Annotated in this window: 21 protein-coding genes; 11 read left to right on the top strand and 10 right to left on the bottom strand. The window is 71.0% G+C overall.

Translation table 11 applies throughout. The features are described from left to right. Positions 1 to 49: 49 nt before the first annotated feature. The gene (locus ACWGJY_RS17570) at positions 50 to 583 is read left to right on the top strand and encodes a GNAT family N-acetyltransferase (RefSeq protein WP_453261694.1); all 534 of its coding nucleotides are present in this window, start codon (positions 50 to 52) and stop codon (positions 581 to 583) included. Between the two features lie 96 nt (positions 584 to 679). Beyond that, the gene (locus ACWGJY_RS17565; RefSeq protein ID WP_453261693.1) at positions 680 to 1,063 is read left to right on the top strand and encodes an MmcQ/YjbR family DNA-binding protein; all 384 of its coding nucleotides are present in this window, start codon (positions 680 to 682) and stop codon (positions 1,061 to 1,063) included. 60 nt (positions 1,064 to 1,123) lie between these two features. Here the strand turns inward: ACWGJY_RS17565 and ACWGJY_RS17560 are convergent, their stop codons facing one another. Together ACWGJY_RS17560 and ACWGJY_RS17555 are read right to left on the bottom strand one after the other, a co-directional pair. Next, positions 1,124 to 2,764, bottom strand: a complete 1,641-nt coding sequence (locus ACWGJY_RS17560; protein ID WP_453261692.1) for an AMP-binding protein — start codon at positions 2,762 to 2,764, stop codon at positions 1,124 to 1,126. Next, positions 2,761 to 4,464, bottom strand: a complete 1,704-nt coding sequence (locus ACWGJY_RS17555) for an AMP-binding protein (RefSeq protein ID WP_453261691.1) — start codon at positions 4,462 to 4,464, stop codon at positions 2,761 to 2,763. Before ACWGJY_RS17555 ends, ACWGJY_RS17560 begins: the two co-directional genes overlap by 4 nt. Positions 4,465 to 4,557: 93 nt before the next feature. Here ACWGJY_RS17555 and ACWGJY_RS17550 point away from each other — a divergent pair, with 93 nt between their 5' ends. The 4 genes from ACWGJY_RS17550 to ACWGJY_RS17535 all read left to right on the top strand — a co-directional run bounded on the left by ACWGJY_RS17550 (position 4,558) and on the right by ACWGJY_RS17535 (position 10,869). Continuing rightward, on the top strand, positions 4,558 to 5,403 hold the full coding sequence (locus tag ACWGJY_RS17550) for a response regulator transcription factor (RefSeq protein ID WP_453261690.1): 846 nt from the start codon (positions 4,558 to 4,560) through the stop codon (positions 5,401 to 5,403). 708 nt (positions 5,404 to 6,111) lie between these two features. Beyond that, positions 6,112 to 7,641, top strand: coding sequence for an NAD(P)/FAD-dependent oxidoreductase (locus ACWGJY_RS17545; protein WP_453261689.1), 1,530 nt, complete (start codon positions 6,112 to 6,114; stop codon positions 7,639 to 7,641). Between the two features lie 53 nt (positions 7,642 to 7,694). Further along, the gene (locus ACWGJY_RS17540) at positions 7,695 to 9,518 is read left to right on the top strand and encodes a 3-deoxy-7-phosphoheptulonate synthase (protein WP_453261688.1); all 1,824 of its coding nucleotides are present in this window, start codon (positions 7,695 to 7,697) and stop codon (positions 9,516 to 9,518) included. Positions 9,519 to 9,534: 16 nt separating this feature from the next. After that, positions 9,535 to 10,869: a cation:proton antiporter gene (locus ACWGJY_RS17535; RefSeq protein ID WP_453261687.1), complete on the top strand. Its 1,335-nt coding sequence runs from the start codon at positions 9,535 to 9,537 to the stop codon at positions 10,867 to 10,869. Positions 10,870 to 11,006: 137 nt separating this feature from the next. On the opposite strand, the gene ACWGJY_RS17530 is transcribed toward ACWGJY_RS17535, so the two are convergent. The 5 genes from ACWGJY_RS17530 to ACWGJY_RS17510 form a co-directional block, all read right to left on the bottom strand. Beyond that, positions 11,007 to 12,248, bottom strand: a complete 1,242-nt coding sequence (locus ACWGJY_RS17530; protein WP_453261686.1) for an XdhC family protein — start codon at positions 12,246 to 12,248, stop codon at positions 11,007 to 11,009. 70 nt (positions 12,249 to 12,318) lie between these two features. Then, positions 12,319 to 13,776, bottom strand: a complete 1,458-nt coding sequence (locus ACWGJY_RS17525; RefSeq protein ID WP_453261685.1) for an NCS2 family permease — start codon at positions 13,774 to 13,776, stop codon at positions 12,319 to 12,321. Positions 13,777 to 14,071: 295 nt separating this feature from the next. Beyond that, complete coding sequence (locus ACWGJY_RS17520) at positions 14,072 to 16,483, bottom strand: xanthine dehydrogenase family protein molybdopterin-binding subunit (protein ID WP_453261684.1); 2,412 nt, start codon at positions 16,481 to 16,483, stop codon at positions 14,072 to 14,074. A gap of 5 nt (positions 16,484 to 16,488) precedes the next feature. Next, positions 16,489 to 17,112 carry a (2Fe-2S)-binding protein gene (locus ACWGJY_RS17515; RefSeq protein WP_453261683.1) on the bottom strand — a complete coding sequence of 208 codons (624 nt, stop codon included), beginning with the start codon at positions 17,110 to 17,112 and terminating at the stop codon, positions 16,489 to 16,491. Further along, complete coding sequence (locus ACWGJY_RS17510; RefSeq protein ID WP_453261682.1) at positions 17,103 to 17,990, bottom strand: FAD binding domain-containing protein; 888 nt, start codon at positions 17,988 to 17,990, stop codon at positions 17,103 to 17,105. Before ACWGJY_RS17510 ends, ACWGJY_RS17515 begins: the two co-directional genes overlap by 10 nt. A gap of 270 nt (positions 17,991 to 18,260) precedes the next feature. Here ACWGJY_RS17510 and ACWGJY_RS17505 point away from each other — a divergent pair, with 270 nt between their 5' ends. The 3 genes from ACWGJY_RS17505 to ACWGJY_RS17495 all read left to right on the top strand — a co-directional run bounded on the left by ACWGJY_RS17505 (position 18,261) and on the right by ACWGJY_RS17495 (position 22,470). Continuing rightward, positions 18,261 to 19,922 carry a PucR family transcriptional regulator gene (locus ACWGJY_RS17505; protein ID WP_453261681.1) on the top strand — a complete coding sequence of 554 codons (1,662 nt, stop codon included), beginning with the start codon at positions 18,261 to 18,263 and terminating at the stop codon, positions 19,920 to 19,922. Positions 19,923 to 20,319: 397 nt separating this feature from the next. After that, positions 20,320 to 21,174 carry a hypothetical protein gene (locus ACWGJY_RS17500; protein WP_453261680.1) on the top strand — a complete coding sequence of 285 codons (855 nt, stop codon included), beginning with the start codon at positions 20,320 to 20,322 and terminating at the stop codon, positions 21,172 to 21,174. Positions 21,175 to 21,594: 420 nt separating this feature from the next. After that, a complete protein-coding gene (locus tag ACWGJY_RS17495; RefSeq protein ID WP_453261679.1) occupies positions 21,595 to 22,470 on the top strand; it encodes a hypothetical protein in 876 nt (291 codons plus the stop codon). Between the two features lie 17 nt (positions 22,471 to 22,487). Here the strand turns inward: ACWGJY_RS17495 and ACWGJY_RS17490 are convergent, their stop codons facing one another. Next, complete coding sequence (locus ACWGJY_RS17490) at positions 22,488 to 23,186, bottom strand: GntR family transcriptional regulator (protein ID WP_453261678.1); 699 nt, start codon at positions 23,184 to 23,186, stop codon at positions 22,488 to 22,490. 171 nt (positions 23,187 to 23,357) lie between these two features. Between ACWGJY_RS17490 and ACWGJY_RS17485 the strand changes: the two genes are divergently transcribed. Continuing rightward, positions 23,358 to 24,197 (top strand): (2Fe-2S)-binding protein, encoded by an 840-nt coding sequence (locus ACWGJY_RS17485; RefSeq protein WP_453261677.1) that lies wholly within the window; start codon positions 23,358 to 23,360, stop codon positions 24,195 to 24,197. 116 nt (positions 24,198 to 24,313) lie between these two features. Here ACWGJY_RS17485 and ACWGJY_RS17480 read toward each other — a convergent pair whose 3' ends face one another. After that, positions 24,314 to 24,778, bottom strand: coding sequence for a MarR family winged helix-turn-helix transcriptional regulator (locus tag ACWGJY_RS17480; RefSeq protein WP_453261676.1), 465 nt, complete (start codon positions 24,776 to 24,778; stop codon positions 24,314 to 24,316). Between the two features lie 91 nt (positions 24,779 to 24,869). On the opposite strand from ACWGJY_RS17480, the gene ACWGJY_RS17475 reads away from it, so the two are divergent. Then, a complete protein-coding gene (locus ACWGJY_RS17475; RefSeq protein ID WP_453261675.1) occupies positions 24,870 to 25,142 on the top strand; it encodes a hypothetical protein in 273 nt (90 codons plus the stop codon). A gap of 181 nt (positions 25,143 to 25,323) precedes the next feature. On the opposite strand, the gene ACWGJY_RS17470 is transcribed toward ACWGJY_RS17475, so the two are convergent. Continuing rightward, the gene (locus tag ACWGJY_RS17470) at positions 25,324 to 25,560 is read right to left on the bottom strand and encodes a hypothetical protein (protein ID WP_453261674.1); all 237 of its coding nucleotides are present in this window, start codon (positions 25,558 to 25,560) and stop codon (positions 25,324 to 25,326) included. Positions 25,561 to 25,700 lie beyond the last annotated feature (140 nt).

The raw sequence follows: 25,700 nt of genomic DNA, 5'->3' as shown, positions 1-25,700 counted from the left end.
CTGCGGAAATCCGCTCGCCGCGCCCGCCCCCACCCGCGACACTGGCCCCGTGATCATCCATGCGCCGTCCCTCGCCGACCTCCCCGTCCTGCGCGACATCGAACGAGCCGCCGGTGAGGCGTTCCGCGGGCTCGGTATGGCTGCGGTGGCGGACGACGAGCCGCCGTCGCTCGCGCAGTTGACGGCGTTGCGGAGTGCGGGGCGGGCCCTGGCGGCCTATGAGGAGCCGGGCCGCGGGGCCACGGACGCGACCGGGCAACCTCTCGGTTTCCTGCTGTGGGAGCCGGTCGACGGATGCACCCACATCGAGCAGGTGTCGGTCGATCCGCGGCAGGCCCGCCGTGGCATCGGCCGGGCGCTCATCGACCGGGCGGAGCGGGACGGCGGCGGGGCCGCGCTGACCCTGACCACCTTTGCCGAGGTGCCGTGGAACGCGCCGTACTACAGCAGGATCGGCTTCCGGGTCCTCGGCGACGCCGAACTCACACCGGGACTACGGGCGGTCCGCGCCCGCGAGGCGGCACTGGGCCTCGACAGCCGGCCTCGGGTGTGCATGCGACGGGAGCCGGGCAGCCGGTCGTGAACGGGGCCGGTCAACGCGGCCGGTATGTCCTGGTGGGCGGGCCCACCGAAGGTGACGTGCCAGCAAAGGCTGCTGCCCGCCGGACATAATGACCACATGATCGACGCGAACGCCCTACGGGCCGTCTGCCTGGACTTCCCCGGCGCGGTCGAGGAATTCCCCTTCCCGCGGAACCCGGATGTGTCGGCCTTCAAGGTCGGCGGCAAGATCTTCGCGTTGACAGCGCTGACGGACGAACCGCTCACCGTGAGCCTCAAGTGCGACCCGGAGCTGGCGGAGCGGCTGCGGGCGGCGCACCCCGAGGTGGTGCCGGGATATCACCTCAACAAGCGTCACTGGAACACCGTTTCGCCGGCGGGCGGCGGCCTCGCCGACCGGCTCGTCCTCGACATGATCGAGGACTCCTACGATCTCGTCGTCGCCTCGCTGCCCCGCGCCCAGCGCCTGCTGCTCGACTGGCCGGGCGAGCGACGGGGCTGACCGGCCGCCGCGGGCGGGCAGCGGGCCGGCACCCGGCCGCGCTGATCGCCATGCGGGGAGTCAGTTCGATATCTGCCCCCGCTCCCTCGCCAGCCGCTCCCGTAGCTCGATCTTGCGGACCTTGCCGCTGACCGTCATCGGGAAGGCGTCGAGGATGTCGAGGTAGCGCGGGACCTTGTAGTGGGCCAGGCGGGAGCGGCAGTAGCGCGCCAACTCATCGCGGGTGAGGGGGTCCTGGGGGTCGCGGAGGATGACGCAGGCGGCGATCTCCTCGCCGTACTTCTCGTCGGGGACGCCGACGACCTGGACGTCGGCGATCTTGGGGTGGGAGTGGAGGAACTCCTCGATCTCCCGCGGGGAGACGTTCTCGCCGCCCCTGATGATCATGTCCTTGATCCGGCCGACGATCCGGACGTAGCCGTCGTCGTTCATCACCGCGAGATCACCGGTGTGCATCCAGCGGGCGGCGTCGATGACCTCCGCGGTACGCGCGGGCTCCTCCCAGTAGCCGAGCATCACGCTGTAGCCGCGGGTGCACAGCTCGCCGGGGACGCCTCGGGGCACGGTCACCCCGCTCGCCGGGTCGACGACCTTCACCTCGATGTGCGGCAGCACCCGGCCGACGGTCGCGGTGCGGTGTTCGAGGTCGTCCTCGCGGCGGGTCTGGGTGGAGACCGGGGAGGTCTCGGTCATGCCGTAGCAGATGGAGACCTCGGCCATGTGCATCTCGGCGACCACCCGCTTCATCACCTCTTCCGGGCAGGGCGAGCCCGCCATGATGCCGGTACGGAGGGAGGAGAGGTCGAAGGTGGCGAAGTCGGGGTGGTTGAGTTCGGCGATGAACATGGTGGGGACGCCGTAGAGGGAGGTACAGCGCTCGTCCTGGACGGCCCGGAGGGTGGTGGCGGCATCGAAGCCGGGACCCGGGATGACGATGCAGGCGCCGTGCGTGGTGATGGCGAGGTTGCCCAGGACCATGCCGAAGCAGTGGTAGAAGGGCACCGGCAGGCACACCCGGTCGTGTTCGGTGTAGGCGACGGTCTCGCCGACCCCGTAGCCGTTGTTGAGGATGTTGTGGTGGGAGAGGGTGGCGCCCTTGGGGAAGCCGGTGGTGCCCGAGGTGTACTGGATGTTGACCGGGTCGTCGGCGGTCAGGGCCTCTTCGCACTCGGCGAGCCGGGTGTGCGGGACGGTGGCACCGGCCGCCAGCAGCCCGCCCCAGGTCGGGTCGCCGATGTAGACCACATCGCGCAGCGCCGGGCTCTCGGCGCGCACCTGCTCGGTCATCCGGCGGTAGTCGCTGGTCTTGTGGTGGGTCGCGGAGACCAGGACGGTGATGCCGGCCTGTTGCAGGACGTACGCCAACTCGTGGACGCGGTAGGCCGGGTTGAGGTTGACGAGGATGGCGCCGATCTTGGCGGTGGCGTACTGGACGAGGACCCATTCGGCGCAGTTGGGCGCCCAGATGCCGACCCGGTCGCCCTTGCGGACGCCCTTGGCGAGCAGGCCGAGCGCCACCTCGTCGACCGCGCGGCCCAGTTCGGAGTAGGTCCAGCGGCGGCCGCTCGCCACCTCGACCAGCGCCGCCCGGTCGCCGAACCGGGCGATGATACGGGCCAGATCGGCGCCGATGGTGTGCCCGAGCAGCGGCTGCTCGGCGATCCCGCCGGCGTACGACAGCTCCTGGTGCGGCCGGCTCATCGGTGGTTCTCCTCCCGGTATTCGGCGCCGCCGTCGCCCTGCGCGGTGCGCTCGCGCAGTTCGATACGGCGGATCTTGCCGGAGACGGTCTTCGGCAGTTCGGCGAACTCCAGCCGCCGGATGCGCTTGTAGGGGGCCAGGACGTCACGGGAGTGCGCGAAGATCACCTTCGCGGTCTCCGGACCGGGCGACCACCCGGCCGCCAGCACGACATACGCCTTGGGTACGGACAGCCGCACGGGGTCGGGGGCCGGCACCACGGCGGCCTCGGCGACCGCCTCGTGCTCCAGCAGGGCGCTCTCCAGCTCGAACGGGGAGATCTTGTAGTCGGATGCCTTGAAGACATCGTCGGCGCGACCGATGTAGGTGATCCAGCCGTCGCTGTCGCGCGAGCCGATGTCGCCAGTGCGGTAGTAGCCGTCGGCCATCGACTCCGCGGTGCGCACCGGGTCGCCCTGGTAACCGGTCATCAGGCCGACCGGGCGGCCGGCGAGGTCGAGGGCGATCTCGCCCTCGTCGGCCGGTGCGCCGCTGACCGGGTCGAGCAGGACGACGTCGTAGCCGGGGGTGGGCCGGCCCATGGAGCCCGGTTTGACGGTCTGTCCCGGGGTGTTCGCCACCTGGACGGCGGTCTCGGTCTGTCCGAAGCCGTCCCGGATCGTCACGCCCCAGGACTGCCGCACCTGCTCGATGATCTCCGGGTTGAGGGGTTCGCCGGCGGCGACGATCTCCCGCGGCGGGGTGCGCAGCGCCGACAGATCGGCCTGGATGAGCATCCGCCAGACGGTCGGCGGGGCGCAGAAGCTGGTGACCCGGGCCCGGTCCATCTCGGTCATCAGCCGGGCCGCGTCGAAGCGGGTGTAGTTGTGGAGGAAGACGGTGGCCTCGGCGTTCCAGGGCGCGAAGAGGTTGGACCAGGCGTGTTTGGCCCAACCGGGCGACGAGATGTTGAGATGCACATCGCCGGGCCGCAGACCGATCCAGTACATCGTCGCGAGGTGGCCGATGGGGTAGGACGCATGGGTGTGCTCGACGAGCTTGGGGCGGGCGGTGGTGCCGGAGGTGAAGTAAAGCATCAGGGGGTCGTCGGCCCGGGTGGGTCCGTCCGGCTCATAGTCGCCGGGGCTGTCGTAGGCCTCCTCGTATGCCAGCCAGCCGTCCGGCGCGCCGCCGACCGCGATCTTGGTGTAGGCGCCCGGTACGGTGGCGAACTTGCCGGTGTCCGCGGCGCGCACGATGACGTGCCGGGCCCGGCCGCGGTCGATCCGGTCGGCGAGATCGGCGGCGCCCAGCAGGGGTGTCGCCGGAATGACCACGGCGCGCAGCTTCATCGCGGCCAGCGCGGTCTCCCACAGTTCCACCTGGTTGCCGAGCATCATGACGATGCGGTCGCCGGCCCGTACCCCGTTGCCGGCCAGCCAATTGGCCGCCTGGTCGGAGCGGTGGCGCAGCTGCGCGAAGCTCAGCCGGGTCTCGCTGCCGTCCTCCTCCACGAGGTGCAGCGCGGTGCGGTCGTTGCCGCGGGCGAGGGTGTCGAACCAGTCCAGCGCCCAGTTGAAGTGTTCGGGGCGGGGCCAGCGGAACCCCGCGCGGGCCGCGTCATAGTCCTCCCGGTGCCGCAGCAGGAGATCCCGCGCCGCCCGGAACTCCTCGGTGGCGGCCGGTGCGCGGCCCCTGGCACCGTTTTCCGTGTCCGTCATGTGTCCTCCTCATTGCCGCACCGCTCCCTGCCATCGTGTAATCAGTGGCGCAGGTCTCACCACCCCCGAATGGGGGGAAGCGGAGGTTTCGGCGTGCAGCTCGGGTCGGGGGCGAACGATGCGGTGGACGTACGGGCGGCGCTGTCGCGGTTGCGGCGGGCGAGCGGGCTGCCGGTCGTCTTCGGCGGGCTGCTGGCCGGTACGGGGCGCTACCGCATCAATGAGCTGGCCGGTACGGAGACCACGGTGCTGCGGGGCCTGGACATCCTGCGGGGCAGCGGGCTGGGCGGGAAGGCGGTGGCGCTGTCGCGGCCGCTCGCGGTGACCGACTACAGCACCTCGCCGGTGATCAGCCACGAGTACGACGCGGCGGTGGCCGCGGAGGGGCTGCGGTCGGTGCTTGCAGTGCCGGTGATCGTCCGGCGCCGGGTGCGCGGGGTGCTGTACGGGGCGCTGCGCCGCCCGGTGCGGCTCGGCGACCGGCCGCTGTCGGCGGCCGTGGAGGCGGCACGGGAGCTGGAGCAGACGCTGCTGCTGCAGGACGAGGCGGCCCGGCTGCTGTCGCTGGCCCGTCAGCCGACCGCCGCCGATCCGGCGGTGTGGGAGGAGGTACGAGAGACGCACGGCGAACTGCGCGCGCTGGCACAGCGGATCGCCGATCCGCTGCTGCGGCAGGAGATGCTGGCGGCGTGCGGCCGGCTCGCGGCGGCCTCGTCGAGGCGGCCCGGCACGGTCCGTGCGGGCCCCGTCCTGTCGCCGCGCGAGGTGGACGTACTGGCCTGTGTGGCGTCGGGCGCGACGAATACGGTGGTGGCGGAGCGGCTGGGGCTGCGCCCGGAGACAGTGAAGAGCTATCTCCGTTCCTGTATGCGTAAGTTGGGCGCGCACACCCGGCTGCAGGCGGTGATCGCGGCGCGCCGGGCCGGGGCGCTCCCGTAGAGGAGGGGCCGGCGAGCACCTCCAGGACCAGGCCGTGGGCGGTGAGATGGTCGGCGAGCGCGGACAGCTCTGCGGTGTCGCGTCCCGGACGCTTCCTCTCGTTCACCGTGAAGATGACGCGGCAGTGCGGGGCGTGTGCGCGAGAACAGGGCCGGCAACCACGTCCAGGAGCGCCTGGACGCAAAGCGGAGGGCATCTACGAAACCCAGCGGATTGACAGGTTCTCGACATCGGGGGCTGATCAGGTCTACGCTGGCCGCCGCCGCATACAAACGGTGCCCACGCTTCAGAAGAGCCCACCGTTAACCCGCTGGCGGACTGTCAGATAACACATTCTGACAACATCCCGATCAGGCAGGCGGTACGTGCCGCACCCAGGGTGACATCCGGGACCAACCGCTCGGTCATCTGTTAACTGCCGGACACTTCAGCCATCCGTTAACTGCCGGACGCTTCGGCCATCCGTTAACTGCCGGAAACCTCAGCCATCTGTTAACTGCGGACAGTTCAGCCATCTGTTGGCTGCCGGAACCTTCAGCCATCCGTTAACTGCCGGACGCTTCGGCCATCCGTTAACTGCCGGACGCTTCGGCCATCTGTGGCCTGCCGGAAACCTCAGCCATCCGTTAACTGCGGACAGTTCAGCATCTGTTGGCTGCCGGACAGTTCAGTCATCTGTTAACTGCCGGACACTTTATGGAGATAACCATGAGCACACCTCCATCACCCGGATCTCTCCACCCAGTCGTCATCATCGGCGGCGGCCCGGCCGGCTCCACCGCAGCGGCCCTCCTTGCCCGGGAGGGCGTCGATGTGGTCCTGCTGGAGCGTGAGAAGTTCCCCCGCTACCACATCGGGGAATCGCTGCTGGCCTCCTGCCCACCCGTACTGGAGCTGAGTGGGGCTCTGCCCAAAGTCGACGCGGCCGGTTTCGTGGACAAGCGTGGCGGGCTCTTCCGCTGGGGCCCCGAAGGTGACTGGGTCATCAACTGGCAGGAGATCTACGGCGAGAACCGGCGCTCCTGGCTGGTCGACCGCAGTGAGTTCGACAAGATCCTGCTGGACAACGCCCGTGACCAGGGGGCCCGGGTGGTGGAGGAGGCCACTGTCCAGGAGGTCGAGTTCGAGGACGACCGACCGGTGGCCGTCCGGTGGAAAGGCCCGGACGGGCAGCAACCGGAGCGGCTGGCCTGTTCCTGGGTGATCGACGCGTCGGGGCGGGCCGGAGTTCTCTCCCAGCAGACATTCCGCAACCGCGAGCACCACAAGGTCTTCCAGAACGTCGCGGTTTGGGGCTATTGGAAGGGCGGCAAAACTCTGCCCGCCACACCGCCCGGCGGACTTAATTCCATATCCGCTCCGAACGGCTGGTACTGGCTCATTCCCTTGGCGGACGGCCGGCTCAGCGCGGGGTTCGTTACCCACCGGGACGTGTTCCGCGAACGCCGTGCTGAATTCTCCTCCCTGGACGACATGGTGAAGGCGCTCATGGCCGAATCCGACGACATACGCCCACAGATCGAGGGCTGTGAGTTCATCGGGCACGCGCGCGCCGAGCAGGACTACTCGTACGCCGCTTCCCGCTTCTGCGACCCTGGCTACATGCTCGCGGGGGACGCCGCGTGCTTCCTCGACCCGCTGCTGTCCACCGGCGTCCACCTCGCCCTGTACAGCGCGACCGTGGCGGCAGCGGGAGTCCTGGCGATGCGCGAGGGGACGGCGACCGAGCAGGAGGCGCTCGACTTCTACGAGTACTGCTACCGGCGTTCGTACGCCCGGCTGCTCACGCTTGTCTCCGGCATGTACGAGCAGTATGGGGGCCAGCAGTCGTACTTCTGGTCGGCGCACCAGCTCAGCCACCAGGTCCCGACACTTGACCGGCAGACTGTCACCAACCGGGATTTCGCCGACATCAGTGCCGGGCTCACTGATCTCGCCGAGGCCGGGGACATGACGTCGGAGGGCCGGCGCATCGCCACCGAGGATCTGCTGCACGATGCCCATCAGGCGCAGCAGCGGGCCATCCAGCTGGGCACCAGCCGCTCGGTCAGCCCGCTGGACTTCGCCCCCGCGCATTGGGAGCCCGTCAATGGACATGAGACGGGCGGCGAACTGACGCTCATCACCTCGCCCCGCCTGGGCCTGGCCAGGATCTCGCCGCCGCGACAAGCCACGCCGGACGAAGCGGGCACCGCCCCGACCGGGCCACACACCCCCGCGGACCCTCGCACGCCATGAGCGGTCCATCAACGGCTTCTGCGACAGCAGCGGCTGACGTCCGGGAAGCCGGGATGTTCGCGCATCCCGGCACCCGGATGCTGCTGACGAGTGACGGTTCCACCACCGCGCTGCTGCAAGCGGTGGCGAATACTCAGGTCCGGGTCGTGGTGCGTGAGCAGTACGAGACGGCCGGCGCCGGGCTTCCTTCCGGCGCGAGGACAGCTCTGCGGCTCGCGCCGGACACCACGGCTCTGATACGGCGCTCGGCGCTGTACGACGAGCACGGCCGGTGCGTGTCCGTCAACGAGGTCGTGGCGGTGTGCCACCAGGACTCTGTGCTGGGCCCGTTGGTCACCGACACGGCCCGTCCGCTTGGCCGCAACCTTGCCGACGTGGGACTGCGGCGCCGTGTCCTGGACACGGGCCTCACCGTCTGGCCGGAAGACCAGCAGGCGCCGGCCGCCGCGTACAAAACGTACCTCCTGCTCGACGGCGACCGGCCCGTCCTCCACATCAACGAGACCTTCAACCCCGAGCTGATCAAGCCGGATCTGCAACCGGGCACCGGTGACGCTGCCCACTCCTGGACGCCGGGCAGCTGGCATAACCTTCCGGTCACCCAACAGCCCGACTGGCCGAGTCCGGAAGACGTCGAGCGTGACGTGCGCGGCCTGGCCCGGCTGCCTGCCATCGCACCGCCCAGGGAGGCCAGACACCTGCTGTCCCTCCTGGCGCGGGCAACCGACGGCGACGGGTTTGTGATCCAGGCAGGGGACTGCGCCGAGACCTTTGACGCCCTCACCACCGATGGCGTGGCCGGCCGGCACCGGCTGCTGACCACACTCGCCCACACTCTTCAGGACATGATGCGGCCGACCGAGCCGGTCGTCGCCATTGGCCGTTGGGCCGGCCAGTACGCACAACCACGCTCCCGAGCCACGGAGACTGCCACCGTCCAGGGCCGTGCGCGCACCGTGCTCAGCTACCGCGGCGACATGGTGAACGGGGCCGAACCCACCGTCCGTTCCCGCACACCCGACCTGCAGCGCCTGCGCACGGCCTACTTCCACTCGGTGGCCACGCTCCACGCGCTGCGCTGCCTTGACGCGGCTGTGCCGGGCGGCATGCCGCTCTTCACCTCCCACGAAGCCCTGATCCTTCCGTACGAGGAGGCGCTGACCCGCCGCTGCGAGACCACTGGCCTGTGGTACGCCACCTCGGCGCACACTGTCTGGATCGGCGAACGCACCAATGACCCCGCCGGGGCGCACGTGCACTTCGCCGCAGGCATCGCCAACCCCGTGGCAGTCGTGATCGGTCCGACCGTCACTCCCGAGCAACTCGTCGCGCTGTGCGAACTCCTCAACCCCACACGTCTACCCGGGCGGCTGACCCTGGTCCCTCGCCTCGGAGCCGACCGGGTACATGCCCTGCTGCCCGCGCTGGTGCAGGCGGTCCAGGCCGAGACGCACCATGTGCTGTGGATGTGCGACCCCCTGCACGGCAACACCCGGACGACCGCCGACGGCCGGAAGATCCGGTGCCTGACGGCCGTTGAAGACGAGATCCGGGGCTTCTTCGAGGTCCACCGAGCCCTCTGTAGCCGCGTTGGCGGACTGCACCTCGAAACGACTCCCGACGACCTCACGGAGTGCATGGGCTCTCCTGTGAGCACTGAGCCGCGTCCGGGGCCCCGGTCCGCCCCGGACTGCGACCTCCGCCTCCACCCGGCACAGGCACTGAGTTGTGTCCTGCTGGCCGCAGGACAGTACGCGCTCAGCAACCGCGCGGCACGGCCCGCAGCGGGGCAAAGAGGGCTCTCCAGCCTGCGGGAATCGCAGCCGTTTTCGCCCAGAGGCGCCGCTTCGGCGCCACCTGCCCCCGATGCGAGGTAAGGCGGAAATCGAAACCATGACCTCACATCAACTCCTCGTGCTCCTGCTCCAGATCACCGTGCTGCTTGCCTGCGCGACGGCCCTGGGCCGGCTGGCCATGCGGTGCGGCATGCCCACCATCGTGGGCGAACTCATGGTCGGCGTCCTGGTCGGCCCCAGCGTCTTCGGAGCGCTGGCCCCAAGCGCGTCCCACTGGCTGTGGTCGAGCAAGGACGGGCAACTACTCGAACCCCTCACCCAGTTCGGGGTACTCCTGTTCGTCGGTGTGGCGGCCGCACATCTCGATGTGCGCATGCTCCGTCGCCGACGGGGGACCATTGCCACCATCGGCGGCACGGCGCTGCTGATCCCATTGACGCTGGGCGTCACAACCGGCTACCTACTCCCGCGATGGCTTGTGGGCCCAGAGGGGAACCGCACGACGTTCGCCCTGCTGGTCGGCGTGGTGATGGCGGTGAGCGCCATCCCCGTCATCGCCAAGACCCTGACGGATCTCAAGATGATGCACCGCGATGTCGGTCAACTGATGATGGCCTCCGCCGCGGGTGACGATGTGGTCGCTTGGCTGATGCTGTCCCTCGTGTCCGGGATGACGGTATCGGGGTACAGCGGTTCGGCCCTCGTACGCAGCGTGGTCCATCTGATCGCCTTCCTGCTTGCCGCCGCTCTGGTGATGCGTCCCCTGGCACGAACCGCACTGCGCGTCGCGGGCCGGGCCGAAGGCCCCGGCCCGAGCATCGCCACCGCCGTCGCGCTCATCCTGGGCGGATCCGCAGCCGCCCTCTCACTCGGCCTGGAAGCCGCTCTCGGCGCCTTCGTGGTCGGCATGGTGATCAGCTCGCACGGCGCCGTCGGGGTCACCAAACTCGCCCCGCTGCGCACCCTGGTCCTCGCCGTGTTCGCCCCCCTGTTCCTGGCGAGCGCGGGCCTGCGCATGGACATCTCCGTGCTGGCCGACCCCGGTGTCGCGCTCATCGCCGTCCTGGTCTGTGCCCTGGCCATCGCTGTCAAACTCGGTGGCGGCTACCTGGGGGCCCGGCTGAGCCGACTGACGCACCGGGAGGGCCTGGCAATCGGCGCGGGTCTCAACGCCCGTGGCGCGGTGGAGATCGTCGTCGCCACCATCGGCTTGAGGATCGGGGTGCTCAGCGAGGCGATGTACACCATCGTCATCCTCGTCGCCGTCGTGACGTCGGTGACAGCCCCGCCGATCCTCCGCTGGGCCATGGCACGGATCGAACAGGACCGCCACGAGCGGCTGCGCGAAATGGAGATGGCCGCCTGGTCCGGCGGCGAGTACCGCTGCGGCGAAAACGACGGGCGCAGATCCAGCGGGCGCCGGACCACCTGAACGGGATCACCTACGTCGTGCAATGCGCGGTGTGCGAGGAGACCGGAGAGCCCAACGAGGACCAGGCCGCCGCGCACGCGTGAGCGACCGGCCACCTGAAGCCGAACGGGGCCGGGGCCGCGTCGGGCCCCACGCCCTCAGGCCACCGACCCGATCCGCCCCACCGGCCGGGCCGAGTCGTGGTGGATGGGGGTGTGCGCGCCGGTCAGCGGTGTGCCGGTGCCGCCGCGGCGGTTGGCGACGATCTCGGCGGCGATGGACAGCGCGGTCTCCTCCGGGGTGCGCGCACCGAGGTCGAGGCCTATGGGCGAGCGCAGCCGGTTCAGTTCGAGCTCGGTCAGGCCGGTGTCGCGCAGCCGCTGCCGGCGGTCCAGGTGGGTGCGGCGCGAGCCCATCGCTCCGACGTAGGCGACCGGGAGCCTGAGCGCCCGCTCCAGCAGCGGTACGTCGAACTTGGCGTCGTGGGTCAGGACGCACAGCACCGTACGGGGGTCGAGGTCCTGGGAGTCCAGGTAGCGGTGCGGCCAGTCGACGACGATCTCGTCGGCGTCCGGGAAGCGGGTCCTGGTGGCGAAGACGGGGCGGGCGTCGCAGACCGTGACGTGGTAGTTGAGGAACTTGCCGACCTTGACCAGCGCGGCGGCGAAGTCGATGGCGCCGAAGACGATCATGCGGGGCGGCGGGACGGAGGATTCGACGAGGAGGACGACCGGCCGGCCGCACCGCGAGCCGCTCCGCTGCGAGGCGCCGTCGCCCGTGGCGTCGTCCTCGGGTGCCGGGCCCGACCCGATCTCGACCGTCGTGGTGCGCCCGGCGTCCAGCAGGGCGCGGGTCTGGGCGAGCGCCGTGCGGTCGAGGGCGGGGTGGCCGCCGAGGGTGCCGGTGTGGCTGCCGTCGGGGCGGACCAGCAGCGCGCGGCCGAGGAGTTCGGCGGGGCCGTCGATGATCCGGGCGAGCGCCGCCGCCTCCCCCGTGGCGGCGGCGGCCAGCCCGGCGGCGAGCGTGCCGGCCGCGCCGTCCGCCGGCTCCCCCGCCGCCCCGCCGTCGCCCGCGGAGCGCGGGGCGCCCGTCCGTACCGGCTGGACGAGGATGTCGATGACGCCGCCGCAGGTCAGACCCACGGCGAAGGCATCCTCGTCGCTGTAGCCGAAGCGCTCCAGGACCGGCCGGCCGGTCTGCAGCGCCTCCTGGCACAGTTCGTACACCGCCCCCTCCACACATCCGCCGGAGACCGACCCGATCGCCGTGCCGTCGCCGTCGACGGCCAGGGCGGCTCCGGGCCGTCGGGGGGCGCTGCCGTGGGTGGCCACCACGGTGGCCACCGCGAAGTCACGGCCCTGCCCGACCCACCGGTGCAGTTCTTCGGCGATGTCCAGCATGTCGGTCTCCTTATGGACGGGATGGGGGTCCCCCCCTCGGGCGAAGCCGGGAGTGGGGGAGGGCGGGCGGCTACTTGACGCCCAGCCACCGCTCGATCGGATGGAGCGAGAAGTAGAGGACGAAGATCGCGGTCAGCACCCACATGAAGCCGCCGGCCTCGCGCCATTTGCCCTGCGCCGCCTTAATGGCAACGTAGGCGATAACACCGGCGCCGACACCTGCGGTGATGCTGTAGGTGAACGGCATCAGGACCACGGTCAGGAAGACCGGGATGGACACCGAGCGGTCACGCCAGTCCACGTGGCCGGCGGCGCTCATCATCATCGAGCCGATGACGACGAGGGCGGCCGACGCCACCTGGGCCGGGACGAGCTGGGTGACCGGCGTGAAGAACAGGCAGGCCGCGAAGAACAGCCCGGTGACCACGGACGACAGGCCGGTGCGCGCCCCCTCGCCGACGCCGCTCGCCGACTCGATGAACACGGTCTGGCCGGACGCGCCGGTCACACCGCCGATCGCACCGCCCGCGCCGTCCACGAACAGCGCCTTGGACAGGCCCGGCATCCGGCCCTTGTCGTCGGCCAGATGTGCTTCCGTACCGACGCCGATGATGGTGGCCATGGCGTCGAAGAAGCCGGCCAGCACCAGGGTGAAGACGATCATGCCGACGCCGAGCGCGCCGATGGAGCCCCAGCCGCCGAACTCGACATGGCCGAGGAGGCCGAAGTCGGGCATCGAGACCGCGCTGCCGCTCAGCTCCGGGGGCGTACCGCCCCAGTCCTTGGCGGTCAGTCCGCCGGTCCTGGTGGCGACGACGGACAGCACACTGCCGGCCACGATGCCGATGAGGATCGCACCGGGCACCTTGCGGGCCTGCAGCATGAAGATCAGCAGCAGGGTGACGCAGAAGAACAGGACCGGCCAGCCGGACAGCTGCCCGGTCAGACCGAGGGTGACCGGGCCGCCCTCGCCCTTGCCCACGAAACCGGCCTTCACCAGCCCCAGCAGGGCGACGAACATGCCGATGCCCATGGTGATCGCGTGCTTGAGCGCCGGCGGGATGGCGTTCATGATCATCTCGCGGAGGCCGGTGACCACCAGCAGACAGATGACCGCGCCATAGATCACGCACATGCCCATGGCCTGCGGCCAGGTCATGTGCGGGACCACCTGTGCGGTCAGTGCGGCGGAGACATTGAGACCGGCCGCCAGTGCCAGCGGTACCTTGCCGATGAAGCCCATCAGCAGCGTGGAGACCGCCGCGGCCAGCGCGGTCGCGGTCACCACGCCCGCCTGCGCGAGGGTGTGCTTCGCCACGTCCGGAGTCGACAGGATCAGCGGGTTGAGCAGGAGGATGTAGCACATCGCCATGAAGGTGGTGATGCCGCCGCGCACCTCGCGCGCGAGCGTCGATCCTCTGTCGGATATGTGGAAGTACCGGTCGAGCCAGGACCGGCCGGCGGGCTGGCGCGAGCCGGCGCCGGCGTCCTCCGCCGTGGTCCTGGGCTCTGTCGACTGCTGGGTCATGGTGCCTTGCTCCCAAGGTTCAAAGGGGCACTCGCCTCGAGTGCGAGATTTGGGATGGAATTTCGGCTGCACGACCCGGGGGACGGCCCGAGACGGACGGTGGGGTACTGACTCCGACGAGGCGGAGCAGCGACTGCGGGGGCGGGGGCGGGGTGGGACTCCGGGCGGTGCGGGTGGGACTCCGGGCGGTGCGCGGAGGAGGACGACAGGGCCCCCTGACACGCACCGCCCGGAGGCCGGTGTCCGGGGTCCGCCCCCGGACGGCCCGGACGGCCCGGACGGCCCGGACGGCCCGCTATGTGCCGGTGAGGTGCTCGGGGCGTACCGGCGTCTTGTTGAGCTCCAGCCCGGTCGCGTTCCGGATCGCCGCGAGGACGGCCGGGGTGGACGACAGGGTGGGGGCCTCGCCGATGCCGCGCAACCCGTACGGGGCGTGTTCGTCGGCGAGTTCGAGCACATCGACCGGGATGGCCGGGGTGTCGAGAATCGTGGGGATGAGGTAGTCCGTGAAGGAAGGGTTGCGCACCTTCGCGGTCTTGGGGTCGACGATGATCTCCTCCATGACCGCCACGCCCAGGCCCTGGGTGGTACCCCCCTGGATCTGGCCGACGACGGACAGCGGGTTGAGCGCCTTGCCGACGTCCTGGGCGACGGCCAGCTCGATGACCTTGACCAGGCCGAGTTCGGTGTCCACCTCGACGACCGCGCGGTGGGCCGCGAAGGAGTACTGGACATGGCCGTTGCCCTGGCCGGTGTGCAGGTCGAAGGGCTCGGTCGGGCGGTGGCGCCACTCCAGCTCCAGATCGACCGCCTCGCCCTCCAGGACCTCCGCCAGGTTGGCGAGAACCTCCCCGCCGTCGGTGACGACCTTGCCGCCCTCCAGCAGGAGTTCGGCGGTCGCCCACGCCGGGTGGTACGTACCGAACTTGCGCCGGCCGATGTCGAGCACCTGCTCGCGGACGTGCTCACAGGTGTTCTTGACGGCGCCGCCGGTGACATAGGTCTGGCGGGAGGCGGAGGTCGAACCCGCCGAGCCGACCCGGGTGTCGGCCGGCTGGATGGTGACCTGCTGGACGCCCAGTTCCGTGCGGGCGATCTGGGCGTGGACGGTGACACCGCCCTGGCCGACCTCCGCCATCGCGGTGTGGACCGTGGCGACCGGCTCGCCACCGACGACCTCCATCCGTACCCGGGCGGTGGAGTAGTCGTCGAAGCCCTCGGAGAAGCCGACGTTCTTGATGCCGACGGCGTAGCCGATACCGCGGACCACGCCCTCGCCATGGGTGGTGTTGGACAGTCCGCCGGGCAGCGCACGGACATCGGCGCCCTCACCGGCCGCCAGCCACTGCTGCTCCGGCGGCAGCGGCATCGCCTTGACCCGGCGCAGGAGTTCGGCGACCGGGGCGGGCGAGTCGACCGGCTGCCCGGTCGGCATCAGCGTGCCCTGTTCCATGGCGTTGAGCTGCCGGAACGCGACCGGGTCCAGGCCCAGTTCCTTGGCGACCTTGTCCATCTGCGCCTCGTAGGCGAAGCACGCCTGGACCGCGCCGAAGCCGCGCATCGCGCCACAGGGCGGGTTGTTGGTGTACAGCGCGAGGGCCTCGATGTCGACGTCCTCGACCACGTACGGGCCGACGCCGAGCGAGGCGGCGTTGCCGACGACGGCCGCGGAGGTGGACGCATAGGCGCCGCCGTCCAGCACGATGCGGCACTTGAGGTGCGTGAGCTTGCCGTCCTTGGTGGCGCCGTGCTCGTACCAGAGCTTCGCCGGGTGCCGGTGGACGTGCCCGAAGAAGGACTCGAAGCGGTTGTAGACGATCTTGACGGGCTTGCCGGTGCGCAGCGCCAGGAGGCAGGCGTGGATCTGCATCGACAGGTCCTCACGACCGCCGAACGCGCCGCCGACGCCGGAGAGCGTCATCCGCACCTTGTCCTCGGGCAGGCCGAGGACGGGGGCGATCTGGCCGAGGTCGGAGTGCAGCCACTGGGTGGCGACGTAGAGGTCGACGCCGCCGTCCTCGCCGGGCACCGCGAGGCCGGACTCCGGACCGAGGAAGGCCTGGTCCTGCATGCCGAAGACATACTCGCCGGAGACGATGACATCGGCCTTCGCGGCGGCCTCGGCGACGTTGCCGCGGACGATCGGCTGGCGGTGCACGATGTTCGGGTGCGGGACACGGCCCGCGTGGTGGTCGTCGCGGTTCTCGTGGACCAGCGGGGCGCCCTCGGCGGTGGCGGAGGCCTCGTCGGTGACGACCGGCAGCTCGGCATAGTCGATCTTGATCTTGGCGGCGGCGCGGCGTGCGGTCTCCGGGTGGTCGGCGGCGACCAGCGCCACCGGCTCACCGTGATGACGTACCTTGCCGTGCGCGAGAACCGGCGTGTCCTTGATCTCCAGGCCGTAGTTCTTCACGTCGGTGGGCAGGTCGTCGTGGGTCAGGACGGCGTAGACACCGGGGGTCGCGAGCGCCTCGGAGGTGTCGATGGACCTGATCTCGGCGTGCGCGGTGGTGGAGCGCAGGGTGAAACCCCACAGCATGTCCTCGTGCCACATGTCCGAGGAGTAGGCGAATTCGCCGGTCACCTTGAGGATGCCGTCGGGCCGCAGCGTGGATTCGCCGATACCGGCCTTGGTCTTGCCGCCCTGGGTGAGGTTGGTGGGGGTGCGGCCCGGAGCGGTGGCGACGCGCGTCGGTTTGTCAGCCATGGCGATCAGGCCCCCTGTCCGGCGGTGCGGTTCTCGCCGCGGGCGGCCGCCAGCCGGACCGCGTCGAGGATCTTCTCGTAGCCGGTGCAGCGGCACAGGTTGCCCGACAGCGCCTCACGGATATCGGCGTCCGACGGGGAGTCGTTGCGCTCCAGCAGCTCGTCGGCGGCGACCAGCAGGCCCGGCGTGCAAAAACCGCACTGGACCGCACCGGCGTCGATGAACGCCTGCTGGATCGGCGAGAGCATCTCCCGCGGGAGGGCGGCGTTCTCGCCGGTCTGCGCGGGGGCGGGCCCGGCCTGCCACCGCTTGGCCTCGTCCACGCCGGTGCCGCCGCTGCCGCAGGCGCCGGAGCCACAGCCGCCCTGCTCGGCGCGCTGCCTGGCGTAGTCCGCCAGGCCCTCGACGGTCACCACCTCGCGGCCCTCGACCTGCCCTGCGGCAACCAGACAGGAACACACCAAAACCCCGTCCAGACGGACCGTACAGGAACCGCATTCGCCCTGCTCACAGGCGTTCTTGGAGCCCGGCAGGCCCATCCGCTCGCGGAGGACGTACAGCAGGCTCTCGCCTTCCCAGACGTCGTCGGCCTCCTGCTCGCGGCCGTTGACGGTGAATGTCACGCGCACTGTGCGCTCCTCTCGTTGCCCCGGTAGGACTCCCAGGTCCAGCCGAGGGTGCGGCGCGCCATGATGCCGACCGCGTGCCGGCGGTACTTGGCGCTGCCGCGCACATCGTCGATCGGGTTGCAGGCGCCGGCGGCGAGCTGCGCGAACTGCCGGGCGACGGACGGCGGGATGGGGGCCGCCGACTCCCAGAAGCCGCCCTCGTCCAGCGCCGCGGCGAGGAAGTCCTCGGCCGTACGGGCCCGGACGGGGGTGGGCGCGGCGGAGCCGATGCCGGTGCGCACCGTGCGGGTCGCGGGGTGCAGCGCGATACCGAACGCGCAGACCGCGATCACCATGGCGTTGCGGGTGCCGACCTTGGAGAACTGCTGCGGGCCGTCCGCCTTGGGCAGATGCACCGAACGGATCAGCTCGTCGGGCTCCATGGCGTTGCGCTTGACACCAGTGTAGAAGTCATCGATCGGGATCATCCGGCGGCCGCGTACGGATTCCACCTCGACCTCGCAGCCGGCGGCGAGCAGCGCGGGATGCGCGTCGCCGGCCGGGGAGGCGGTGCCGAGGTTGCCGCCGACGCCACCGCGGTTGCGGATCTGCGGGGAGGCCACCGTGTGCGAGGCCAGGGCCAGGCCTGGGAGTTCGGTCCGCAGATTCTCCATGATCATGGTGTACGGGACGGAGGCGCCCAGGCGTACGGTCTTCTCTCCGACCTCCCACTCGCTCAGGTCACCGATGCGGTTCAGATCGAGCAGGTACTCGGGGCGGCGGTGGTCGAAGTTGATCTCGACCATCACGTCCGTGCCGCCCGCGATGGGCACAGCGGTAGGGTGCTCGGCCTTGGCGGCGAGCGCCTCCTCCCAGCTGGCGGGGCGAAGGAAGTCCATCGTTGGCCTCTTCTACGAATTCTACGAAACCGGGTCGTCCGCTCCTCATGGTGAGGACGCTGCACCGGCATCGCCACGGAGCTGTTCCTGTCTTGTTCCTGCAGATGACTTCAGTGAACGCGCCCGGGACCCACCCGGTGCAGTCACCGAAAACATGAAGCGGTTGGCTGGCCAGCCCAGCTGTCTTGTAGATTCGAACGAAAGACGAGGCTGCACCGCCTCGCGGCATTCACCGGCAACACGAGACAGCAAAGAACGGCGGGCGAGGTCATGCGGCTCCGCGCACTCCTGGACACCCCCACCCTGGGCCTGAGGCTGCTCGGGGGCGAGGACGAGCTGGACCGCACGGTACGCGGCGTGATGACCACCGACCTGCGCGACCCCAGCCGCTATCTCTCCGGTGGCGAACTGGTGCTGACGGGTCTGGCCTGGCGCCGCGAACCGGACGACTCCGAACCGTTCGTCCGCATCCTGGCCACCGCCGGGGTCGCCGGGCTCGCGGCCGGCGAGGCGGAGCTGGGCTCGGTCCCCGACGACCTCGTACAGGCCTGCCTGCGGCACCGGCTGCCGCTGTTCTCCGTGGTCGAGGATGTCTCGTTCGCCTCGATCACCGAGCATGTCGTCCGCCAGGTCTCCAGCGAGCGGGCCGGTGACCTGGCCGCCGTCGTGGACCGCCACCGGCGGCTGATGACGTCGGGCCCCACGGGCGGCGGCCCGGAAGTGGTCCTGGACCTGCTCGGCTCCGACCTGGATCTGCGGGCCTGGGTGCTCTCCCCCACCGGCCGCCGGATCGCCGGCTCGACGCTGGCGGACTCCGGGCCCGAGCTGTCCGGTGAACTGGCCGCGCGGCTCGCGGGCGAGCATCTGGCGGCGGCCCGCACCGGCCGCCGTGGCCCGCACCGGGTCACCCTGGACAATTCGACGTACTCCCTGTTCCCGATCCGCCACGAGAGCCGTGATCTGCGCCAGACGCTGCTGAGCGACTGGCTGCTGGCCGTCGAGGCGGACGCCGGCGACTGGCCCGAGGAGCGCCTCGACCTGCTGCACGGGGTCACCCAGCTGATCGCCGTGGAGCGCGACCGGCGCGAGGCGGCCCGTACGGTCCGCCGCCGGCTGGCCCAGGAGGTGCTGGAACTCGTCCAGACCGGCGCACCGCCCGCCGAGATCGCGGCCCGGCTGCGGGTGGCGGCCCCGGTGCTGCTGCCCGGACTGGGCGCCGCACCGCACTGGCAGATCGTGGTGGCCAGGGTCGAGTGGGAGGACGGGGACGTTCCCGGCGGACCGGTGGCGCAGACCCTGCTGGAGGAAATGCTCGTCGACCGCGGCACCTTCGGCCCGGAGCCGTCCGACCGCATCGCCGTGGCGCACACCGGCGACGAGGCGGTGGCGCTGGTGCCGCTGCCCGTCCCGGACGAGCCCGGGGCCCCGTCGGCGGCCGGTCTGCACGCCGTTGAGCTGCTCTCCGCCGTCAAGGAGCCGCTCGCCCGCGGTCTGGCGGACGACGGGCGGCTGACGGTCGGGGTGAGCGCCGCGGTCCATTCGGCCGAGGGCCTGCGCGGCGCCCTGGAGGAGGCCCGGCACGCCCGCCGGGTCGCCGCCGCCCGCCCCGGCCGGGTCTGTGCCGCCGGACACGAGGAGCTGGCCTCGCACGTCCTGCTGTTGCCGTTCGTACCGGACGACGTCCGCCGGGCCTTCACCGCCCGTCTGCTGGACCCGCTGCGCGACTACGACCGCAAGCACCGCGCCGAACTGATCCCCACCCTGGAGGCGTTCTTGGACTGCGACGGCTCCTGGACCCGCTGCGCCGCCCGCCTTCACCTGCACGTGAACACCCTCCGCTACCGGGTGGGCCGCATCGAGCAGCTCACCGGCCGCGATCTGTCCCGCCTGGAGGACAAGCTCGACTTCTTCCTGGCACTGCGGATGAGCTGACCGGGCGGCACCTCACGATTCCCTTCGCCCGCCGGCACCTCACGAATCCCGTCGCCCGCCGGCACCCCACGAATCCCGTCGCCCGCCGGCGGGATCCGGGACCGCGCCCGGCCGTCCCCCGGGACCGGCCGGTTCGGCCCGGTCGGTCCCGGTTACGCCATTCGGGGTAATTCGATCGGGCGGCTTCACGTGCCACGGCGGCCGGCCGCGGGACGGCCGTCGTGTGCGGAGCGCCCGATCAGAGCCGTGCAACGCCTCCTGACCGCCCGCCCGGGGATTGTGAATTCATTCACCCACCCCCTTGGCCGCACGCCGGGATCCGTGCTGAGATTCGCCAACGGCTTGCATTTTCCAGCTCAATGGCGCGCTCGGGGAGGGCAATGTGGCGGATACCGCCATGTCAGGATCCGCGGATTCCGCGGATCCGGTCGGCTCTGCGGTTCCGGTATCGCTCGCGGTACCAGGACCCGCATCCACACCGGAAGCAGGGGCAGTCGGCACGGTCGAGGGGGACGATCCCCTCGACCGTGCCGTTTGGCGGCTGCGCTCCCGCGGCTGCTGGGACGATGCGGCCGCGCTGCTGGAACCGCACTCGGTCCGTCACGCGCCGTCCGCGCTGCGGCGCGCCGCGCTGCTGGTCGAACGCTGCATGTTCACGGCCACCGGCTGGGCCGGGGCCGAGGACGCGCTGCGCAGCGCGGAGGCACTGGCGGGCGATGACGACGAGCGGGGCGGCGCGGCCTGCGAGCGCGGCCATCTCGCGTACGCCGCCACGGTCCTGGGCGTCCGGGACCGGGCCGACGAGGCGCGCTCGGCGCTCGGCCGGGCCGCCGCACTGCTGGTGCCCGGCGCGCCCGGCCGGCCGCTGCTGGACTTCCGCCGCGGGCTGATGGCCGAGCACATCGCCGACAGTCCGGACGCGGCACGGGCCGCCTACCGCCGCGCGCACGCCGGCGCCACCGCGCACGGCGACACCCTGCTGTTGTCGTCCACCTGGCGCCATCTGGCCGGACTTGCGCTGCGCGACGGTGAGGTGGCGGAGGCCCGGCACGGTTTCGCCGAGTCGCTGCGGATCCGCGAGGAGCTGGGCTTCCTGGTCGGCACGGCACCGGCCCTGGTGGCGCTGGCGGACGCCGCCCCGGAGGCCGACGCTGACCGGCTGCGCGCCGAAGCGGCGCGGCTCTTCCGCCTGATGGGCGGCGTTCCGACATGGCTCGCCGATCATCTGTCCACCGGCGTCACGGCGACCTGAGGCGCATGGGCAGCGTCCCGCGCGGCTCTCGGCGCCCGGCGCGAGGCTCACGGGCGACGGCCAACCCCGGCAGAGTGCCAAGGGTTGACCGTCGCCCGTCGCTGCCGCCTTCCCCACTCACCCTCTCGTTGTCAACCCACCGCCCTCGGCCATGCGGGCCTTCCCGGCGATTGGCTGGATCTCGACGGTCCTCGCGGTGGATCGGCCGGGGTACGACGGTTGCCGCACCGGGCGGCCGCCGACGCGCCGGGCGAACCCTGAGGTGGGACCATGGGCCGAAGGCCGGGGGCAGCGGCGTCCCACGACGCCCCATGGGCCCCGAGAATGGCCGCAAGTCGCACTGTGAGGCGGCGGCCGGGACTGGATGCTGGTCCGGGACCAGCGGGCCCCACCCACTGGCACAGCCTTTCAGGAGGCCACATGACAGCAGGAGTGACCAACACGACCGCTGCAACCGACTGGGGCAAGGCGGATTTCGAGGCGATTTACAACTGTCCGGATCCCCGCCGGTACTTCACCACACTGCACCCCCTGGACTACCAGATTCCGCACCACGGCCAAGCGGTGTTCCGTGCCGTGACCGAGACCCTGCAGCGGCACCGGAGCGACCGGCCCCCGCTGAACGTCGTCGACCTCTGCTGCTCATACGGGGTCAACGCCGCGCTGCTCAACCACCGGCTGTCCCTCACCGACCTCTACGACCGCTACGCCGCGAATGCCCAGACCCTGCCGTCCACCCGTGAACTCACCGAGGAGGACCGCACGTTCTTCGCCACCCGGCGACGTGCCGAACCGTTTCGGGTGACCGGCATCGACGCGGCGGACCGAGCGGTCGGCTATGCCCGGACGGTCGGTCTGCTCGACCACGGATTCGCGGAGAATCTGGAGCTCGACGAGCCGAGTCCGCAGCTGCGGCGCGTACTGGCCGACACCGATCTGATCACCGTCACCGGCGGCGTCGGCTATATCTCCGCGCGTACCTTCTCCCGCCTCTTCGACTGTGTCTCCACACCGCCCTGGGTCGCCGCGTTCGTGCTGCGCGAGGTGTCCTACCAGCCGGTCTCCGCTGTGCTGGCGCGGGCCGGCCTGGTGACGGAGAAGCTCACCACCCGTACGTTCCGGCAGCGGCGGTTCGCCGACGGCAATGAGCGGCAGGCGGCGTTCGAGGCGCTGGCCGCCCGCGGCCTGTCCACCGCGGGCAAGGAGTCCGACGGCTTCTACCACGCCGATCTCTATCTCTCCCGGCCCGCCGCCGATGTCGCAGCGCTGCCGCTGGAGGAGCTGCTCCCCGGCTGAGCCGCCGGGTGCCCCGCTCAGTGCGGGTGGCGGGCCACCGACACATGTTCGCGGGCGATCCGCTCGGCCACCGCGTACTCCTGGGCGGCCAGCGCATCCAGCAGCGCCGTGTGCTCGGAGGCGTCGGCCAGCATCTCGGCCGTACGCCGCCGGGGGCCGTGGGCCACCGGCCACTGGGCGCGGCGCAGCAGATCGCCGGTGACCTCGGTGAGCCGGCGGTTGCCGGTCAGCGACATCAGGGCGTCGTGGAAGGCATGGTCGGCTTCCGCGTAGCCGACCCGGTCACCGCGGGCGGCGGCCGCGACGCCCGCCTCGGCGAGCGGGCGCAGCTCCGCCCAGCGCTCGGGGGGCAGCGCCCGCGCCAGCCGGACGATCGCGGGCACCTCCAGCATCGCCCGGACCTCGGCCACCTCGGCGAGGTCGCGGGAGCTGCGTTCGGCGACCCGGAAGCCGCGGTTGGGCACGACCTCGACGGCGCCCTCGCCCGCGAGCTGCTGCATGGCCTCACGGACCGGGGTCGCGGAGACGCCGTAGCGCTCGGCGAGTGCGGGCGCGGAGTAGACCTCGCCCGGGGCCAGCTCCCCGCCGACCAGTGCATGGCGCAGCGCGGCCAGCACCTGGCCGCGGACGGAGTGCCGCCGGGGCACCGCGGGACCGGCCTGCACGGGCACCCACGCCCGAGCGCGCGGCTCCTGTTCCGCTGTGCGCTGCTCCATGACGTTTCCTCCTGACGTTTCCAGCACCATAGGCGGCGCGCGCCACAGTTCAAATCCGTAAACCCGTCCGGAAGCCGTGCGGGCCGCCAGGACTGGCGCTCAGCGGGCGCGGGTAGCCTTCGGATAAGGTAAGGCTTACCTGCTAACGATCGCGATTCGGTGGTCTCCCGCATGACCCGTGCCCCCGCCGCTCCGCCCGCCGCCCACCCCGTCGCCGAGGCCTACGCCCGACTCTCCGCAGTCTTCCCCGGTCTGCGGGTGACCCTGCGGGACGCGGCACCGCCCAGCGGCGACGGCTGGGTTTGCGCGGCCGGGCTCGCGGCCGGCGGCGAGAGCCTGGATGCCTTTCTCGCCTGGGACGACGCCCAGATCGTGCGGGACTACGGACAGCGTGCCCGGCCGGACGTCATCGCGAGCTTCGCCCTGCACCGCTACGCCTGGCCCGCTTGCCTGCTGATCACCATCCCCTGGTTCCTGCACCGCCGGGTGCCGCGGCTGCCCGTGCAGGACGTCTCCTTCCAGCGTGAGCTGGGCCGGATGGCGGTGCGGATCAGCACGTTCAGCTGCCTTCCGGACGATCCGGCTGCGGCGCTGCCCGGCGCCCGGGTCGTCGTGGACGAAGAGGCGCTGCGGGCGGAGGTACGGGCGGCGGTGGCCCAGCATCTGCGGCCCGTACTGGAGGGTTTCCGCGCCCGGATGCGGCGCGGGCCGCGGGCGCTGTGGGGCATGGCGTCCGACGAGATCGTCGAGGGTCTGTGGTACGTGGGGCATCTGCTGGGCGAGGAGCCGCGTGCGGTGGCCGCGCTGGAGCGGCTGCTGCCGGGCGCCACCGCTCCGTTCGTGGGCAGCGCCGGTTTCCGCGAGCTGACCGGACCGAAGGGTGAAGCGCTGGCGACCCGGAACCGCGCGGGCTGCTGCATGTTCTACACGCTGCGCCCCCAGGACACCTGCGTCACCTGCCCGCGCACCACCGACGAGGACCGCATCAGACGCCTCACCACAACCACCTGACCGCTACGCCACCTCACTCGCCAGGCCGCCTCGGTCAAACCCAACTGCCTTTAACGCCAAGGGAGTTCGAGGCCGCCGGGCGCCTCACCCGGAGACGCGGAGCATCCCGGCGAGGCTCACGACCGCCTGGGCGGCGTACCGCCCGCGCGCAGCGTCTCGACGAAGCGCTCGAGAACCGCCGCGAAGACGACCCGCTCCTCGGCGGGCCATTCCGACAGTGCGTCTTCCACCTGGCCCAGGAGTCGCATCCGGGCGATATCGATGACACTCCGCCCCTGTTCCGTGAGCCGGAGCAGGGTGGAGCGGGCATCCGCCGGATCGGCATCGCGCGCCACGAGACCCGCGGTCACCAGGCGGTCGGCATAGCGGGTGGTCGCGGTGCGGTCGATACCGATCTCGGTGGCGAGCCTGCTGCTGCTCACCGGTTCCAGCCGGGCAATGCCGCTCAGCACCGGATAGGTGGTCTCGTTCACGCCGTCCAACTGATCGACCAGGGCCGAGTACAGGCTCGCCCGCGTACCGCGCCGAAGCAGCAGGCCCAGAGAGGCCTCCACGCTCGCCGCGACTGAGGAATCGTTCATGAGCAGATTGTACGTGCCAGCGGCACGCTTCTCTGCTATCTTCAGAGAAGCGTGCCGCTGGCACGCATATCCTTCGAACGAAAGAGGCCCCATGTCCACCAAGCCCGTCACCCCCCAGGACGTCCTTGCCGACGGTCAGGAAGTCGCCGAATTCAACGGAGTGTTCGTCCGCAAGGGATCCATTGCCGCCTTCATCGGAAACGCCAAGGCCCTGGACGACCTGGAGCCGGGCACCCCCGAACACGAGGCGGTCGCCCAGCAGATCCGTGATCTGAAGCCCGGCCTCGACGCACTGGGACTCTTCGATGTCGTCGAGATCAAGAACCCGGACGTGGCCGCGCTGCTGGCATCCGCGCCCAGGTAACACGTGGCATCTGACGCCAGGCGGCACAGCGACGGCCGCAATTGCCGGGGAGAGCCGGGCCCGACGGCTCACGGCTGAGCCTGCGCCGAGCGTGGACGATCTGCGGACCCTGCTCGCACGGCATACCGGAACGCCGGTTTCGGCAACAGGAATTCAGCGGCGCCCGCTTCCTTCTCAGCCGTCAGGCCACCGCTGAGGAGGAAGCGGACTCGGACCAAGTCTCCTGACGCCGGAGTTCGAGGTGGCCGGCCGGGGCCTGCTGCCCGGCCAGGGCCTGCTGCCCGGCCAGGGCCTGCCGGACGGCCGGAGCCTGCCGGGCGGTGCGGCCGGGCGCGGCGACCGCCGGCGTGGCCGGCACCACCCCGGCCATCAGTACGGCGGTGAGCATCCGCCGAAGGCGTATTATCGCTCCGCTCATGACGCCCCCCCGCTACAAGTCATTGTGTTTATTAGAACCAGTAACAGACTGACGCGCCCCCAGGCCGCCCGTCAAGGGGGTCACCAAGGATCTATTAGACGCACTTCCATCAGTGATGGGGCATAACTCGCTTGCGACCG

The sequence above is a fragment of the Streptomyces sp. NPDC054765 genome, assembly GCF_053612065.1.
The sequence above is the reverse complement of the archived record's forward strand: the minus strand, read 5'-3'. Positions and strand labels throughout refer to the sequence as shown.